At 61.7% G+C, this 15,133-nt stretch carries 12 protein-coding genes, 1 pseudogene and 1 riboswitch; of the genes and pseudogenes, 8 read left to right on the plus strand and 5 right to left on the minus strand.

Going from position 1 to position 15,133, the window contains the following annotated elements:
* Positions 1-107: 107 nt before the first annotated feature.
* A riboswitch (cyclic di-GMP riboswitch) is annotated at positions 108-195 on the minus strand.
* A 173-nt stretch (positions 196-368) separates the two neighbouring features.
* A pseudogene (locus tag AXW79_RS04575) lies at positions 369-3,856 on the minus strand (hybrid sensor histidine kinase/response regulator).
* Between the two features lie 222 nt (positions 3,857-4,078).
* On the opposite strand from AXW79_RS04575, the gene AXW79_RS04580 reads away from it, so the two are divergent.
* The 3 genes from AXW79_RS04580 to AXW79_RS04590 are packed head-to-tail and all read left to right on the plus strand — an operon-like array spanning position 4,079 to position 6,153.
* Positions 4,079-4,705: a DUF2975 domain-containing protein gene (locus AXW79_RS04580; RefSeq protein WP_005311754.1), complete on the plus strand. Its 627-nt coding sequence runs from the start codon at positions 4,079-4,081 to the stop codon at positions 4,703-4,705.
* A 7-nt stretch (positions 4,706-4,712) separates the two neighbouring features.
* Complete coding sequence (locus tag AXW79_RS04585; protein WP_005311752.1) at positions 4,713-4,922, plus strand: helix-turn-helix domain-containing protein; 210 nt, start codon at positions 4,713-4,715, stop codon at positions 4,920-4,922.
* On the plus strand, positions 4,906-6,153 hold the full coding sequence (locus AXW79_RS04590; protein WP_011899036.1) for a hypothetical protein: 1,248 nt from the start codon (positions 4,906-4,908) through the stop codon (positions 6,151-6,153). Before AXW79_RS04585 ends, AXW79_RS04590 begins: the two co-directional genes overlap by 17 nt.
* Positions 6,154-6,254: 101 nt before the next feature.
* On the opposite strand, the gene AXW79_RS04595 is transcribed toward AXW79_RS04590, so the two are convergent.
* Positions 6,255-7,394, minus strand: coding sequence for a 3-phenylpropionate MFS transporter (locus AXW79_RS04595; RefSeq protein ID WP_005311748.1), 1,140 nt, complete (start codon positions 7,392-7,394; stop codon positions 6,255-6,257).
* 279 nt (positions 7,395-7,673) lie between these two features.
* Positions 7,674-9,767 carry a TonB-dependent hemoglobin/transferrin/lactoferrin family receptor gene (locus AXW79_RS04600; protein ID WP_005311744.1) on the minus strand — a complete coding sequence of 698 codons (2,094 nt, stop codon included), beginning with the start codon at positions 9,765-9,767 and terminating at the stop codon, positions 7,674-7,676.
* A gap of 187 nt (positions 9,768-9,954) precedes the next feature.
* On the opposite strand from AXW79_RS04600, the gene AXW79_RS04605 reads away from it, so the two are divergent.
* Genes AXW79_RS04605 through AXW79_RS04615 form a run of 3 tightly spaced genes read left to right on the plus strand, consistent with a single transcriptional unit; the run spans position 9,955 to position 11,954 of the window.
* Positions 9,955-10,938, plus strand: a complete 984-nt coding sequence (locus AXW79_RS04605) for a ChaN family lipoprotein (RefSeq protein ID WP_005311740.1) — start codon at positions 9,955-9,957, stop codon at positions 10,936-10,938.
* A gap of 20 nt (positions 10,939-10,958) precedes the next feature.
* Entirely contained in the window at positions 10,959-11,510 is a 552-nt protein-coding gene (locus AXW79_RS04610) for a cysteine hydrolase family protein (RefSeq protein ID WP_005311738.1), read from the plus strand.
* A gap of 39 nt (positions 11,511-11,549) precedes the next feature.
* Positions 11,550-11,954 carry a hypothetical protein gene (locus AXW79_RS04615; protein WP_005311736.1) on the plus strand — a complete coding sequence of 135 codons (405 nt, stop codon included), beginning with the start codon at positions 11,550-11,552 and terminating at the stop codon, positions 11,952-11,954.
* 70 nt (positions 11,955-12,024) lie between these two features.
* Here AXW79_RS04615 and hutZ read toward each other — a convergent pair whose 3' ends face one another.
* Entirely contained in the window at positions 12,025-12,582 is a 558-nt protein-coding gene (gene hutZ / locus AXW79_RS04620) for a heme utilization protein HutZ (RefSeq protein ID WP_005311733.1), read from the minus strand.
* Positions 12,579-13,091, minus strand: coding sequence for a heme utilization cystosolic carrier protein HutX (gene hutX, locus AXW79_RS04625; protein WP_005311732.1), 513 nt, complete (start codon positions 13,089-13,091; stop codon positions 12,579-12,581). Before hutX ends, hutZ begins: the two co-directional genes overlap by 4 nt.
* Positions 13,092-13,259: 168 nt before the next feature.
* Here hutX and AXW79_RS04630 point away from each other — a divergent pair, with 168 nt between their 5' ends.
* Both AXW79_RS04630 and AXW79_RS04635 read left to right on the plus strand, forming a co-directional pair.
* The gene (locus tag AXW79_RS04630; RefSeq protein ID WP_005311729.1) at positions 13,260-14,099 is read left to right on the plus strand and encodes a heme/hemin ABC transporter substrate-binding protein; all 840 of its coding nucleotides are present in this window, start codon (positions 13,260-13,262) and stop codon (positions 14,097-14,099) included.
* Positions 14,096-15,127, plus strand: a complete 1,032-nt coding sequence (locus AXW79_RS04635) for a FecCD family ABC transporter permease (RefSeq protein ID WP_011899038.1) — start codon at positions 14,096-14,098, stop codon at positions 15,125-15,127. The genes AXW79_RS04630 and AXW79_RS04635 overlap by 4 nt, the downstream gene beginning before the upstream one ends.
* The last annotated feature ends 6 nt before the right edge of the window (positions 15,128-15,133 follow it).

Below are 15,133 nucleotides of genomic sequence, written 5' to 3' on the forward strand. Positions count from 1 at the left end.
GAATATCCTTATTTCGTTCTTGGAATTAACAACGAAAAAGGCAACGCCAACCAGACAGGTAACGCAGACAACATCGCGCCATGGCTTGGCCCATGGACGAAACAACCTGTGGTGGCCCCGCTATCTTAGGTACTGCTGACCCTTAGACCGGAGGCTTTGCGTCCCGGACTTTCGTCCGGTTTGCCTTTTGCACAACTTGATTTGCGACAAAAAATAATCGCCGGTTGAATATAAGGAGTTAAACGAGGAAGGGCAAACCCCTGGCAGGTTATTAATAAGCCACTTTTTATCGGAAAATAGCCCCAAACGAGAAGAAAAGACACTTTGTTGTGTAAGAAATCGCCGATCTTGACGTCTCGGGGCTGAGATTAAAAATCAGACGAATTACTTGTTTCGTGATCATCATCAAGTTTGGCAGGCCGCAATATGCTGTTCATCAGCGCACGCAACTTGAGCGGTTTGACCGGTTTGCTGATGTAGCCGTAGCCGTGTTCACGGATCTGCGCCTGCAACTCGCTCTTGCGATCCGCACTGATGATGATGCCGCCTATGTCGTTGCCATGGGCGAGGCGCAGCATGTGCAATGCCTGCAACCCTGTCTTGCCGTCATCCAGGTGGTAATCGGAGAGCACCAGCTGCGGCAGGAAACCGCCGGCGATGAGATCCTCAGCCTGAGCCTGGCTCTGGGCACACACCACCTCGCAGCCCCAACGCCCCAGCAGGGAGTGCATGGCGATGAGAATGTCGCCCTCGTTGTCGATGCAAAGCACCCGAACGCCTTCCAGTTGACTATCCCGCAGGGCGGGCGCCGCCACTTGCGTCGTTGCGACAGGGCGGGTCGCCAGATTGAGGGTGATGGCAAACACGGATCCCGCACCCGGCCAACTGCGCAGGGTCAGGTTGTGGCCCAGCACCAGAGCGATGCCGCGGGCGATGGCGAGCCCCAGACCCAATCCCTGCTCCTTGGCGGTGCGGGAGTGATCGAGGCGGGAGAACTCGTCGAAGATGGCCTCCTGCTTGTCGGCCGGGATGCCGGGGCCGTTATCCCACACCTCGATGCGCACCTTGTCCCCCAGCCGGCGGCAACCGAGCAGCACACGGCCACCCGGGTTGTAGCGAAACGCATTGGTGAGGAAGTTTTGCAGCACCCGCCGCAGCAGGCGCACGTCGCTGTACACGGCCAGCTTGCTCTCCACCACCGAGAACTGTATGCCCCCCGCCTGGGCCAGCACCCCAAACTCCGCCTTGAGGTTGTCGAACACGTCGTGCAGGGCGAAATCGAGCTTTTTAGCCTTGAACTTGCCCGCCTCGAGCCGCGAGATGTCGAGCAGATCCGTGATGAGATCCTCGGTTGCCCCCAGCGCATCGTCGATGTGACGGGCGATGCGGGCCGTCTCATCCCGGGGCGGCAGCATCTCCAGCAGGGAAGAGGTAAACAGCTTGGCCGCATTGAGGGGCTGGGTCAGATCGTGGCTCACCGCCGCCAGGAAGCGGCTCTTGGAGTGGTTGGCCCGCTCCACCTGCTGGTGCTGGCGGTTGAGCTCCGACAGCTCGTGGGTACGCTCGGCCACCCGCGCCTCCAGGTGTTCGTTGGCCTCACGCAGCACCCGCTCGGCGTCGCGAAACGGGGTGATGTCGGTAAAGGTCATGACGAAACCGCCGGCGGGCATGGGGTTGCCCTGCATCCCTATCACCCGGCCATCGGGTCGCTCCCGCGCCGAGATGTGGGGGCTGCCGCGCAGCATGTAGGCGACCCGCCGCGCCACATGGGCCTCGATATCTCCCGGGCCGCACAGCCCCTGCTCGGCGTTGTAACGGATGATCTCCTCGATGGATCGCCCCATCTGGATGAGGCCGGGCGGGTAGTGGAACAGCTCTATGTAGCGCCGGTTCCAGGCCACCAGCTTGAGCTCTCTGTCCACCACGGAAATCCCCTGCCCCATGTGCTCTATGGCTCCCTGCAGCAGGCCGCGGTTGAAGCGAAACACGTCGGAGGCCTCGTCCACTATGGTGGCGATCTCTTCGAGCTGCATGTTGCGCCCCTGCAGGGCCGACGCCAGCACCAGCCGGGCGGATGAGGTACCAAACACCCCGGCCAGCAGCCGCTCCGTATGGGCGATAAGCTCAGCCGAGGCCTGCATCTGGGGCGCCAGGGTGCCGCCCCGCTCGCCGGCGAAGCGACCGAAGGCCCGCTTGACCCGGCTCGAGCCGACGAAACGGGCCGCCAGCATCTCCAGCTCCTTGACCGAGACCCGCGCCTGATAGAGGGCCGTGGTATCACGGCTCGGCTTGCCAACAAAGTTGGCCGCCTGCAGCCGCTCGCTCACCGCCGCCCGCGACAGCAGGGATCCCGCCACATAACCGAGCAGGTTGAGCAAGAGGCTCAGGAAGATGCACCAGGCTCCCAGGCTCAGATCGCGAAATGCGGGCCAGTCGGGTGGCGCCAGCAGGGATTCCAGCGGCGAACCGGCCAGCAGGCCGCTCTCCGCCAGCAGGGTGACAAACCAGAGGCTGACCCCGAGGGCGAGGCCAAGATAGACCCCTTGCGGTTGCCGTGCCGCCAGTAGAGGCCGAGCAACAGGGCGGGGGCGAACTGGGCCACGGCACCGAACGACAGATAGCCGATGCGCGACAGACTGGTGAGATCCCCAAGCCAGAGGTAGAGCCCCCAGGCCGCCAGCAGGATCAGCAGAATCGCGCCCCGACGCACCTGCAGCAGCAGCCGCACCAGCCGCTCGTCTCGCCCCTGCTGCCAGAAGCGGCGCAGCAGCACAGGCAGCACCAGATCGTTGCTGACCATGATGGCCAGGGCAATGGTACAGACGATCACCATGCCGGTGGCCGCAGAGGTGCCGCCGAGAAACGCCAGCATCGCCATGCCGTCGAAGCCGAGCGACATGGGCAGGCTGATCACATAGGTATCCGAGGCCATCCCTGCCCCCACCCACTGCTTGCCCGCCAGCGCCAGCGGCCAGATGAAGAGCCCCATCACGAACAGGTAGAGCGGGAACAGCCAGCGCGCCCAGTGCAGATCCTGGCCCTGATTGTTCTCCACCACTGTCACGTGGAACTGGCGCGGCAGGCAGATGACGGCGCACATGGCGACCAGGGTGTAGATGGCGAGCTCCAGCAGACCGCCCGGCGTCACCGCCACCACGGCATCGAGAAAGTCACTGGCCACCAGGGTGCGGGCCTGGCTCGGCTTGCTCAGGATCAGCCAGAGCGCGAAGCCCCCCACAGTCACGAAGGCGAGCAGCTTGACCACGGATTCGAAGGCGATGGCCACCACCATGCCTCTGTGGTGCTCGGTAGCATCCAGGTTGCGGGTGCCGAACAGTATGCTGAACAGCGCCAGCAGCAGGGCTACACCGAGAGCCAGCCCGGCGGTATTGCCAGTGGGGCCGGCAGACACAGAATTGGCCATCAGCAGATCCAGCCCGGTCACTATGGCTTTCAGTTGCAAGACCAGATACGGGAGTATGCCCATGATGGCGATCAGCGCTATGACCATGGCCAGACGCTGGGACTTGCCATAGCGGGCGGCGATGAAGTCGGCGATGGAGGTGATGTGCTCGCGCTTGGCCACCAGGATGAGGCGGGCCAGCAGGCGCCAGCCGAACAGGAACACCAGCATGGGGCCCAGATAAATGGGCACCGGCGACCAGGGGGATTCGCTCGCCTGACCGACAGTGCCAAAGAAGGTCCAGGAGGTGCAGTAGACCGCCAGCGACAGGCTGTAGAGCAGGGGTTGCCCCTTGAGACGGCGACGCTTGCTCTTGTCAGCCACATAGGCGATGAGAAACAGCAGCCCCAGATAGGCGAGCGACAACCCGATCAGCAGCCATCCCTGGTGCATCTGTAACCTCTTGTCCATGTTGAATATTTAAGCGCGGCAGCTGCCAGTCTAGAGAGGTGCCCGGAAAATGTCATCTCCTTCTTGCCAGTCAATCCTTATCGTTTTTCAATAAAAAATCCTTGACGAAATATCGAAAAACGATAAATATTGGCGTCAGATTATCGATAAACAGTAAGCAAATGCCGCCTTGTGCGGCCCATGGCGTCTATCACGAGGTATAGGATGAAATACAACAAGCTCGAACGCATGAGCAGCCTGATCGAATGGATCCTGCTGTTCGCCCTGCTGGCCACCCCGCTCATGACGCTGACGGATACCTGGTCTCATCTGCTTGGTGGCAATGACAGCCTGCACGACGAACTGGTAAAGGCGCTCGGCCACGACGGTGACAAGGTGTTCAACGGCGTGCCACTAAAGACTCAGGAAGATCAGGCCCTCGGCACCTTGCTAACCCCGCCGGCACCTGTGCTTAGCGACTATCCGCTCACCTTCGGCACTCGCCTGCTGGCCACCCTGATCATGCTGCTCCCCGATCTGGTGTTCATGCTGATCCTGTGGCAACTGCACCAGCTGTTTCGCGGCTATCGGCACGCCATGCTGTTCACCTTCGGCCAGATCCGCCGCTATCGCTGGCTCGGCTTGCTGCTGTGTGCCAGCTTCGTCGCAGAAATCATCACAATGCCGCTCGTCGACATAGCCCTCACCATGCAGGGGCCTGAATTGCATGGCACCATCAGCATAGGCTCATCAGATTTCAGGCTGCTGCTGGCCGGCTTGATTGTCTCGGCACTGGCCCTGGTGATGCGCGAGGCCAAACAACTGGCCGACGAACAACAACTGACGGTGTGAGGATCCCATGCCCATCATAATCCGGCTCGACGCCTTGCTGGCCGAGCGCAAGATGACAGCCCGTGAACTGGCCCAGCGGGTCGACATCACAGAGGCCAACCTCTCCATCCTCAAGAACGGTCATGCCAAAGCGGTCCGCTTCTCCACCCTGGAAGCCATCTGCCGCGAGCTGGGCTGCCAACCGGGCGACCTGCTGGGCTATGAGCAAGAACGCTAACCCGCAGGAACGACGCCATGACCCTTCCACCCGTCATCCAGAGCCTGCTGCTGCTCCCCTTCTGGGGAGCAGCCGTCGAGGCCCCGCCCCGCCCGGCCCAAGCTATCAGCTCATGGCCAGCGCCAAACCCGACACCCTGCTGATCCGCTTCATCCCGGAAGGGACACAGCCTTTCACTCTTCTGCCTGCCCGTACCTTGCGCGGCACACCACGACAGGAATTGCCTGCTCTTACCTGTCTGGAGAGCGGCGCCAGGGTCAAGCCGGGCAAGCCCATCCGGTGCCGCGAGCTGAGCTGGCAGGTGACGCTCAAGCCAGTGCCTGCTACCGGGACCGATGCCTCTGCCCAGCAGAACCTCTACTTTCCACAAGGCGGCTGGCTGGTCACCGAATGGGGAAATTTCCCGCGCCAGCAGGGTGCACAACCGGGTCAGGTGTGCCTACCGGATGGCCAGTGCCACCCCATGCCCCACATGGACGAGCCGCCACTGATCCTGCCCTTCGCCCTGCCAGCAACAACCCAGTCTCGGCAGGGAGCACGTCTGCAGATCCATCACGATGAGATGGCCAGGGCGCTGAATATCGCCAGCTTGCAAAAGAAGCTGGAAGCCATCATCGATTACCTCGCCTTCCAGCTCGATGCCCCGCCCCCACGCCAGCCCTGGCAACTGGTGTGGCTGGCGCGCGACATCAGTACCCACTCGCTGGGAGGCGCCGCCGGGGCCGGGGCCTTTATCGCCAACTATCCGGTCAGCGACAACCAGCCCACTGCCGATGCCCCACTACGCCTGCTGCGCACCAGTGCCCACGAGGCGGTGCACATGCTCGACACCCGGGCCAGACCGACCTGGGTCGCCGAAAGCCTGGCGGAGTACCTTGCCATCAAGTCGCTGCACCGCTTCCGTCTGGACACCACCACGGCCGCCGACGAGCTGGCGCAGCGCGAAGACCGTCTGCCTCATGCCAAGGCAGGCCTCTATCGGGCCAGTGATGCGGTCAAGGCGGGAAATCTCTCCTACTATCCCCTTTTCTACGTGAAAGGGAGCGCCTTCTGGGAGGCGCTGGATCTGGCCCTGCAACACCATCACCGTACCCTGTCGGCACTTTTGCCACACCTCTCCTGGCAAGAGGATGGTCGCTTCGATGCGGCCTCCAGCACCTTGCTGGCGGGCACCCTGGGCGCCGAGGTCTGGCACGCCCTGATCCGCCGCTATCTGAGCGAGCCAGCGTGAGGCGAGCGCCATGCAAAAAGGGGAGCACATGCTCCCCTTTTCTCTGGCTGGCGCCTTCATTTTCGGCCAAGACATTTTTGGCCAGACATTGTCGGCCAAGATCAGGCGGAGGCCGCCTCGCCAGGGCGCAGCCGCAGGAAGAAAACGGGTACCACCACCAGCACCATGATGAAGAAGATGCCGCCACCCAGCGGCTCGAACAGCAGGCCAGATAGTGTCATCAGGGCGGCCACCGTCATACCGAGACCGAGCGCCGCGTAGAGTGCCTGGGTGGGGATCAGCTGCTCCGTTGGCAACTGACGGGTCATGAAGCGCACGGCGCCGAGATGACTGACGCAGAAGGTGACCGCATGAAGCAATTGGCCCGCCACCAGTACCACCATATCGGTGGAAGCGCCGAGCAGGCTCCAGCGCACCACGCACCCAATCGCCCCCACCAGAAACAGCGTCTGGGCACCGAAGCGGTTGAGAAAGCGCTTGTCGGCGGCGAACATGCCGATCTCCGCCACCACCCCCAGCGCCCACAGATAGCCTATGGTGGTACCGCTGTAACCTGCCGCCTTCCAGTGCATGGCACTGAAGCCGTAGTAGGCGGCATGGCTGCCCTGCAGCAGGGCCGAGATCAACAAGAAGCGGCGTACCGAGGGGGACTTGAGGGTATCGAGTAGGGAGGCTTTCGCCCGCTCTCCCTGGATGTCGCGGGGGGCCGGATGCAGCGGCAACCAGCTGAGCAACAGCATGAGCAGCAATCCCGCCACCATGGTATGCAGCACCCAGTCGCTGCCAAAATTCCCCACCAGCGATCCCACCAGAGTAGATGCAACGATGAAAGCGAACGAGCCACACAGCCGCACCTTGCCGTAGTCGAGATGGGCCTGCACCACCATGCGGGTAGCCAGTGCCTCCCCCACCGGCATCAGGGTCGGGTAGATGAAATTCGCCACCAGGGTCAAGCCCACCAGCCACCAGAGGTTATGGCTCAGATAAAAGCCGAGGAAAGCCAGCAGACTCAGCAGACAGAGCAGCCGGGTGATGGGCAGCAGGTGCCCCGCCCCCTTGATCTGCCCCATCACCATCAGGTTGCCGGCGAAGCGGATCGCCATCCCGGCTCCCAGCAACAGACCTATCATCTCGGCGCTCACGCCGATCCCCTCCAGCCAGAGCGACCAGAACGGCAGATAGGCACCATAGACGAAGTAGAAGGCGCCAAAGAACAGGGCTAACCAGGAGAAGGCGGGCATAGATCCTCGACAGCGGGAAGAAGGGGCACAAATGATAACCGATTTGCAGGGGAGGATCCTGCGATCCCGAGGGGAAGCAAAAATGAAAAACATCAATAAAATTGAACTATTGCCACAAGAGCGGAGTCTATTGAGTAACACCACCTCCTGGTTAGTGTTGCAATCTTTCCACCCGCTTCTGGCGGGTTTCTTTTTTTAGTGGTGATGGGCCGGTTTCAGTCCACAGAAAAGGGGCCTTGCGGCCCCTGAATCATAAGATGTGCGTGCTGCTCACCGGCATTAGAAGACGTACTTGACCCGTGCGCTCAGGTTGCGGCCCGGCTCTGTCTTGTTGCTGGTGTTGGCGGTAGCGCTCTGCCCCGTGATGTTCTCGTAGCTGACATACTCCTTGTCAAACAGGTTGAAGACACCGACGTTGAGCTGCAGATCCTGTATGGGCTTGAACTGGGCGTAGAGATCCACCACCCCCCAGCCAGCGCTCTTGATGTTGTCGTTGCCTCTGGCATCCTTGCCCACCTTGTCCATGTCATCGGCAAAGCGCAGCGCCGTGTTGATGTTCCAGTTCGCCTGTTCCAGACGCACACCCACACTGCCGTTGAGCGGGCTCAGGCTGTTGATGTAGTTGCCATCCCCATCCTTGCCTTCGATATAAGCCAGGTTGCCCCAGACGTTGACCAGGTCATTCAACCAGTAGTCAGCCTTGGCCTCGACCCCCTTGGTAGTCGCCTTGTCCAGGTTCTGGTACTGATAAAGGGCAGTGCGATCCTCGGTGCCGACCTGGGTCAGCTCGATGAAGTCGTCAAACTTGTTGTAGAAAGTCGCCACTTCGTAGCTGAAGCCGCCCGCATCGCCGCGTACCCCCAGATCAATACCATCGCTGCTCTCGGGCTTGAGGTTCGCATTCGGCTCGATGCGATAGCCATACGCCTGGTGGTTCAGGGTCGAGAAGGCGTTGTCATACATGGGAGTCTTGTAGCCATGGCTGTACTGGGCAAACAGATTGGCCGCCTCGTGTGCCTTGAACACCAGCCCCAGCTTGGGTGAGAACTCCCCTTCGGAGAACTTCTTGAGGTTTTCGCCCGTGTAGGCGGGATCCAGATCCGGGTTCATACGGTAGTAGTCGTAGCGAACACCCGGCGTCAGTACCCAGCGCTCGCCAAACTTCAGCTCGTCGAAGGCCCACAGGGCACCGTGTTCCGTGGTAGTGGACGGGAAGCTCAGCTCGCTGTAGCCAACGAAGTCACCCGGCGTGGTCGGCGCCTTGAAACGGGTGCGCTCGTTGTCGGTATGCTCATATTCCAGGCCCCAGGCAAGGCGCTGACTGGCCAGTGCCTTGCTGAATTTCACCTGGGCCCCCAGGCTCTCTTGCTCGAAGCCGTTGCTGTCCAGCGAGTTCTTGGTCACATAGGGGTTGCCAGGTCTGACCGGATACTTGGAAGAGGCGTACTGATCCAGGGTCTGCTTGGTGCGGGCATAGTAGACCTTGCTGTCGATGCGATCGACCCAGGGCGCGTTCAGGGCGATGCCGTGATCCAGCATCAGGGAGAGGTTGTCCGTGTCCTTGTCGGTGATCGGCTGATTGAAGACGGAGCCTGCCTTGGTGAGATCGACGGCATCCGGATCCTGCCCTTCGTTGAAGTAGTCGACGGTCAGTTTCAGGAATTGATCGTCGCTCAGGTTCCACTGGCTCTTGAACAGCACGGCCTGGCTGACGATGTCGAACTCCTTCTTGTCGCCATCGTAGTTCTGGGTCACACCGCCATCACGCCAGGTGTAGCGCAGCAGGTTCTCGAACTCGCCGCTGCGCAGGGCACCGGTAAAACCGGCCATGTTCTGATGGCTGCTGGAGGCGTAACCGCTGGTCACGTCCAGGTAGCTGTCGCGGCCCCGGAGGAAATCGCTGGCATCCTTGGTGGTGATGGCAATGACGCCGCCCAGGGCATCGGAGCCGTAGGCCGCCGACGCAGGCCCCTTGACCACTTCGATCTGCTTGATCATGTCGGTGTCGAAGTAGCTCTGGCCGACCCCGCCGTTCTTGTAGGCATCGTTCTGGCGCACACCGTCACGCACCATCTTGACCCGATTTTCACCCATGCCACGGATGACGAAGGTCTGGGCATCGCCAGCACCGCCTATCGCAGTCACGCCCGGCTCGTAACGGAACAGGTCGGCAACGTTGCTCACCGCCTGCTCTTCAATCTGCTTGGCCGTGATCACAGTGATGGAACCGGAAACATCTTCCAGTTTTTGCTCCATCCGTGAGCCGCTGACGACCATGACTTCATCTGCTTTCTTGTCCGCCGCAAAAACCGGGGAAGCGAGGCCGGCCGCCACGGCAAGGGCAACCAGCGAGAGGGTGTTGTTGTGCGCCACTGTGAATCCTTATTGAGAACTGTTATCAAACAGCTGGCATATTACTTAGCTCGCAACAAAGATCAACAATAAAGGGAATCATTCTCATTTTCTTTTGTCATACTTAGGTTCTACACTATTCCCCTCTGTTTTCCAGCTCGCCATGCTGTCATCGTATGGCCTCGGCTCTTCTTCGTTGTGAGATACCATGACCCGACTACTGCCCCTGCTCACCCTTCCCCTGCTGCTGGCCGCCTGCGCCACACCGCCAAGTAACGATGCCAGCACCCTCTACCACTATCAGCTCAGCGCAGGCCAGTCCGATGCAGGCCAAGGTGAGCTGACGCTGACACAGGCGGTGGATCGGGTGGCGGACGCCGACATAGTGCTGGTGGGCGAACTGCATACCCATCCTGCCGTACACCTGCTGCAGGCCCGTCTGCTGGCGGGGCTGGAAGAAGCATCCCGGGCCGATGGTCGTGCCCTTGTGCTCTCCATGGAGCAGTTCAGCCGTGCCGATCAAGCCGTGGTGGATGCCTATCTGGCCGGTCGCATAGGTGAGGCGGCCCTCATTCGCGATGGCAACGCCTGGCCCAACTACCAGAGCGACTATCGCCCGCTGGTGGAGTTTGCCAAACAACACCATCTGCCGGTCATCGCAGCCAACGCCCCCAAGCCGCTGGTGAGCTGTGTCGGCCAGGAGGGGCCACAGTGGCTCGACAAGCTCCCCGCCAACCGCCGCAGCCAGCTTGCCCGCGAGCTGACGCTCACCGACGATGGCTATCGCCAGAAATTCATGGCCTCGCTCCACCACGGTGATGCCGACGGCAATGCCCGCCGCTTCGCCGCCCAGACCAACTGGGATGACACCATGGCCGAGAGCATAGTCGATTATCTCAAGCAGCATCCCGGCCGGCGCATCATGCACATCGCCGGCAACTTCCACGTCGAGGGGGGCCTGGGGCTGGCCAGCCGCATCGCCAGCCGCAACCCGGCACTCAAAGTCGCGTTGGTGGTGCCAGAGACTCTATCGCAGACGAATGCACAGATCCCCGCCGGGCAAGTTGCCGATATACGGGCCCGGATCACACCTCTGCCAGAACGCTGGCTAAATGCAGATGAAATGAAGCAAGATATGGGCGCACTGCATCAATCCCGAAGCCGTGACTGCAGCCAATGGCTGCAACCCTGAAAATCGCCTAAGGATTCCATATGGATGTGTTACTGGTCATCGACATGCAACAAGGGCTGTTTGCTCATCCCCGCCATCAGGACGCGCAGGTCATTGCCAATATCAATCGTCTGGCAGACAGCGTGCGGGCCAATCAGGGCCGTGTCATCTATGTGCAGCACGACGCACCGGGTTCTGAACTGGAACCCGGCAGTGCAGCCTGGCAGCTTCACGCCGATTTGATCCCGGCGCGCAGCGACAGCAGGGTGAGCAAGACCGCCTGCGACAGCTTCCTCGATACAGAGCTCGGCTTTCTGCTGGCGGAACAGGCAGTGGATCGCCTGCTGATCTGCGGTTGTGCCACCGATTTTTGTGTCGACACCACGCTGCGCAGCGCCGCCGCCCGGGGATTTGACGTATTCGCGGTGACGGATGCCCACACCACGGCGGATCGTCCTCACCTGAGTGCAGAAAAAATCATCGAGCATCACCACTGGATGTGGGAGCACCTGAGCCTGCCAAAGGGCAGAACCGTGACCCTGCTCACGACGGATGCGTTGCTCGAAGCCACCCAGCCCGAGCTGGCGTGTTAATCTGCCAGCCTTGAAGTGATCACCGGATTGGAGTCTTGTGTGCGTCTACTGTCTGCCGTTGCATTCATGCTGTTGTTACCGGCAATTTCTGCCTGCTCCGGTTTGCCGGGGCGTCAGCCGGATGGCCCGGCCCCCCTGTTTAGAACCCAGATCAACGAAGAGGGGAGCAAGCGTTTCACGTTTGAAGCCGCACCGTTCGACACCCTGCCTACCCGGCTGGAGGAGAACGACGGCAATCGCCTGAGTCGCAGCAAGAGTCTGCTGGAACGGCGTGAAGCTCTGCAGGATGCACAGTTGACCCAGACCCTGGCCGAACGAAAGTATTGCCACAATGGCTATATCATCCTCAGCCAGACCTCCTGGAAGATCCGGGGCGAGTGCAACGAGACGGCCAGCCAGGCCGATCGCGATGCCTTCCCCAACAAGGCTTCCTGGCAGGACTAGCTCTCTGGTGTGACACGCAATAAAAAACGGGCAGCCTGGGCTGCCCGTTTTTTATTGCAAAGGCCTGTCGTCAGACTGGCGCATCGGCCGGGCTGGTCAGCTCGGCACCGTTGTCGACCCGTTTGTGCCCTTCCACCAGATGCACGAAATCCACCAGCTCGTCACCTGAGACGCGAAATGCCTGGCCGAAGCCTTTGACGAACAAACCCTGCTCGGGTTTGAGGCGAAACAGCACGAAATCCTTGAGATTGGACAGCCCTTTGACTATCTCGCCAAAACGCCCTTCCAGCGCGGCAATCGCCTGACTCCAGCGCACGTCGTCACGAGCCACTACTTCGGCCAGTGCATCAAAGGTGAGACGCTTGCGGGCGAACAGCTCACGGGCACCTGTCTCGTCCTCGATCAACATCAGCGATACCTTGGGTACCTGTTGCAGGTTGCGGGCGTGACGGGCGATTTCAGAGATGAGCACATAGTAGCCATCTTCCTGCAGCACGAAGGGGGCATAGCTGGCGTTGGGGTTGCCTTCGCTGTCCACCGTCGCCAGTTGCAGGGTGCGGCAACCGTCGCGAAACTCGCGGATCTCCGGTTGCAGACGATTCTGCAGACGCTCCTGACGTTCACTCATGCTTTTACTTCCTCTTGGTACTGGTGGCGCAAGGCCATGAAACGCTCCACCTGGGCAGGCAACAGCTTGCGCTGCTCATCACGTCCCAGATAGACCTTGAAAATACAGCGGCCGCTGTGGCCGAAGAACTGGAAAGAGTGGCCTTCTTTACCCATAAACAGCTTGCTGACCAGGGCAATGCCGACCACGTTGTCGAGCTTGAGATGGCCGTGCATCTCGCCGTCACGCCCCATCAGGTTGTAGTAACCACGGGCATTCTTGCCTCTGGGGAAGGGTGCCTTCACCTCGAAGATGGAGCCATCGGATTCGACGATGCTGGTCACCTGACCCCAATCCGCCAGATCCGCCAGCAGGGCTTCGGCCCGCTCGGCGGGCACCAGGGTCACCAGCTCGGCAGGCAGGTGGCGTACCACCTCCCACTCGCTGACCGCCAGCTCGCTGGCAATGGTGGAAGGATGGGCGCTGGGGTCTTGTTCCAGCAGCTCATGAATGCGTTGTGCAATGCTCATAGGTTCTCCCTTGGGATGCGTGCTGCATCCCTCTCCTGTCATGGCGAATACTCTAATAAAGCACCAGAGCCAATGCAATTGATAATCGCTTTCATTCTCAGTGCATTTTTTTCACCGGCTTGATATTCTCGGCGGCAACCCAACTTTATTCACCCTTCGGAGGTTAGCATGGGCCGTCGTTTTGCCCTCGCACTCAGCCTGCTCGGCTGTTCAGCCCTTTCCCTGTCTGCTGCCGCGCAGGAACGTATCGTCAGCATAGGCCCGGCCACCACAGAACTCATTCTGGCACTGGGCGGTGAACAGAGCCTGATCGCTACCGACATCAGCAGCACTGAACCGAAAAATCTGCCCAGGGTCGGTTATCACCGCGCCCTCGCCGCCGAGGGGATCCTCAGTCTGGCGCCGACCCGGCTGATCGGCAGCGACGAGATGGGGCCGCCGCCGGCGCTGGCGCAGCTGCGCCGCGCCGGAGTCGAGGTGGACGTGCTGCCGACCGCACCGACCCTCGCCAACCTCAACCAGCGCATCGATACCCTGGCCGGCCTGCTCAATGACCCGGCCGCCGGCATGCGATTGAAAGCCAAGATCCAGGCCCAGACAGCGCAACTGGCGGCACAGGCGAAGCAGAACAAGCCGCTCAAGGTGGTCTTCCTGCTGCTGCACAAGGGGCAACCCACCAGCATAGCCGGCGGCAATACCACCGCCAGCGCCCTGCTCACCCTGGCGGGCGGCGTCAATCCGGTGGCCCAGCTGAGCGACTACAAGCCCGTCTCCACCGAATCCCTGATCGAGCTGCAACCGGATCTGGTGCTGGTGAGCGGCCGCGACTGGCAGCAGTATCAGGATCCGGAAGCAGTGCTGAGCCAAGTACCCGCGCTCACCGCCACCCCGGCGGGTAAAAACCGGGCCATCCACGCCATCGACGGCCACGCCCTGCAAGGGGGCCTCAGCCTCACCTCGTTGCACCAGGCAAACCAGATCGCCAAGTGGATCAAGCTGGGTTCATGATGCGCCTGCCTCTGCCCTGGCTTTTCGCGCTCACCGGCGGAGCGCTGGCGCTGCTGCTGGTCGGGTCGCTGGCGACCGGCCCCATGGCGCTCTCCCTCGGCGAGAGCCTGCGTGCCCTGGTCGCCGGGCAGGAGAGCGGGATTGCGGCCCACAAGCTCTTGATCGTGCAGGAGATCCGCCTGCCACGTACCCTGCTCTGCATCGCCGTGGGAGGCATACTCGGCCTCTGTGGCGCCGTCATGCAGGGGCTGTTTCGCAATCCGCTGGCCGACCCCGGCATCATAGGGGTCTCCGGTGGGGCTGCGCTCGGCGCCGCGCTGGCCATAGTGCTGCTGGCGCCCCTCGGCCAGCAGTGGCAAAGCCTGCTCGGCATAGGTCTGCTGCCCCTGCTCGCCTTCCTCGGCGGGGCGCTTACCACCACGCTGGTATATTTGCTGGGCACCCGGGAAGGGGGTACCTCCGTCACCGTCATGTTGCTGGCGGGGGTGGCCATCACGGCACTGTCCGGCGCCGTGATAGGGCTGCTCACCTACCTGGCCGACGACCAGATGCTGCGCAACCTGAGCCTGTGGCAGATGGGCACCTTGGCGGCGGGCAAGCCGGTGGACGTGGCGCTGGCGCTGGCCACCCTGGTCGTTCTGCTGCTGTTGTTCATGCGCGATGCCAATCCCCTCAACGCCCTGTTGCTGGGGGAAGGGGAGGCCCGTCATCTGGGGGTCAATGTGCAATCTCTCAAGCGGCGCCTGATCCTGCTCACCGCCGCCGGGGTCGGCGTGGCCGTCGCCGTGGCGGGCATGATCGGCTTCGTCGGTCTGGTGGTGCCCCATCTGGTGCGGCTGCTGGCCGGCCCCAACCATGTCAGGTTGCTGCCGCTTTCGGCCTTGCTCGGCGCAGCCCTGCTGCTGGGCGCCGACATGCTGGCCCGCACTCTGCTGGCGCCGGCCGAGCTGCCGGTCGGCATCATCACGGCCCTGCTGGGCGCCCCCTTCTTCATCTGGCTGCTGGTCAAGGGCCGTCGGACGCTTTAACCGGAG

The sequence above is a fragment of the Aeromonas salmonicida subsp. salmonicida genome (genome assembly GCF_001643305.1).
GTDB classification, from domain to species: Bacteria; Pseudomonadota; Gammaproteobacteria; order Enterobacterales; family Aeromonadaceae; genus Aeromonas; species Aeromonas salmonicida.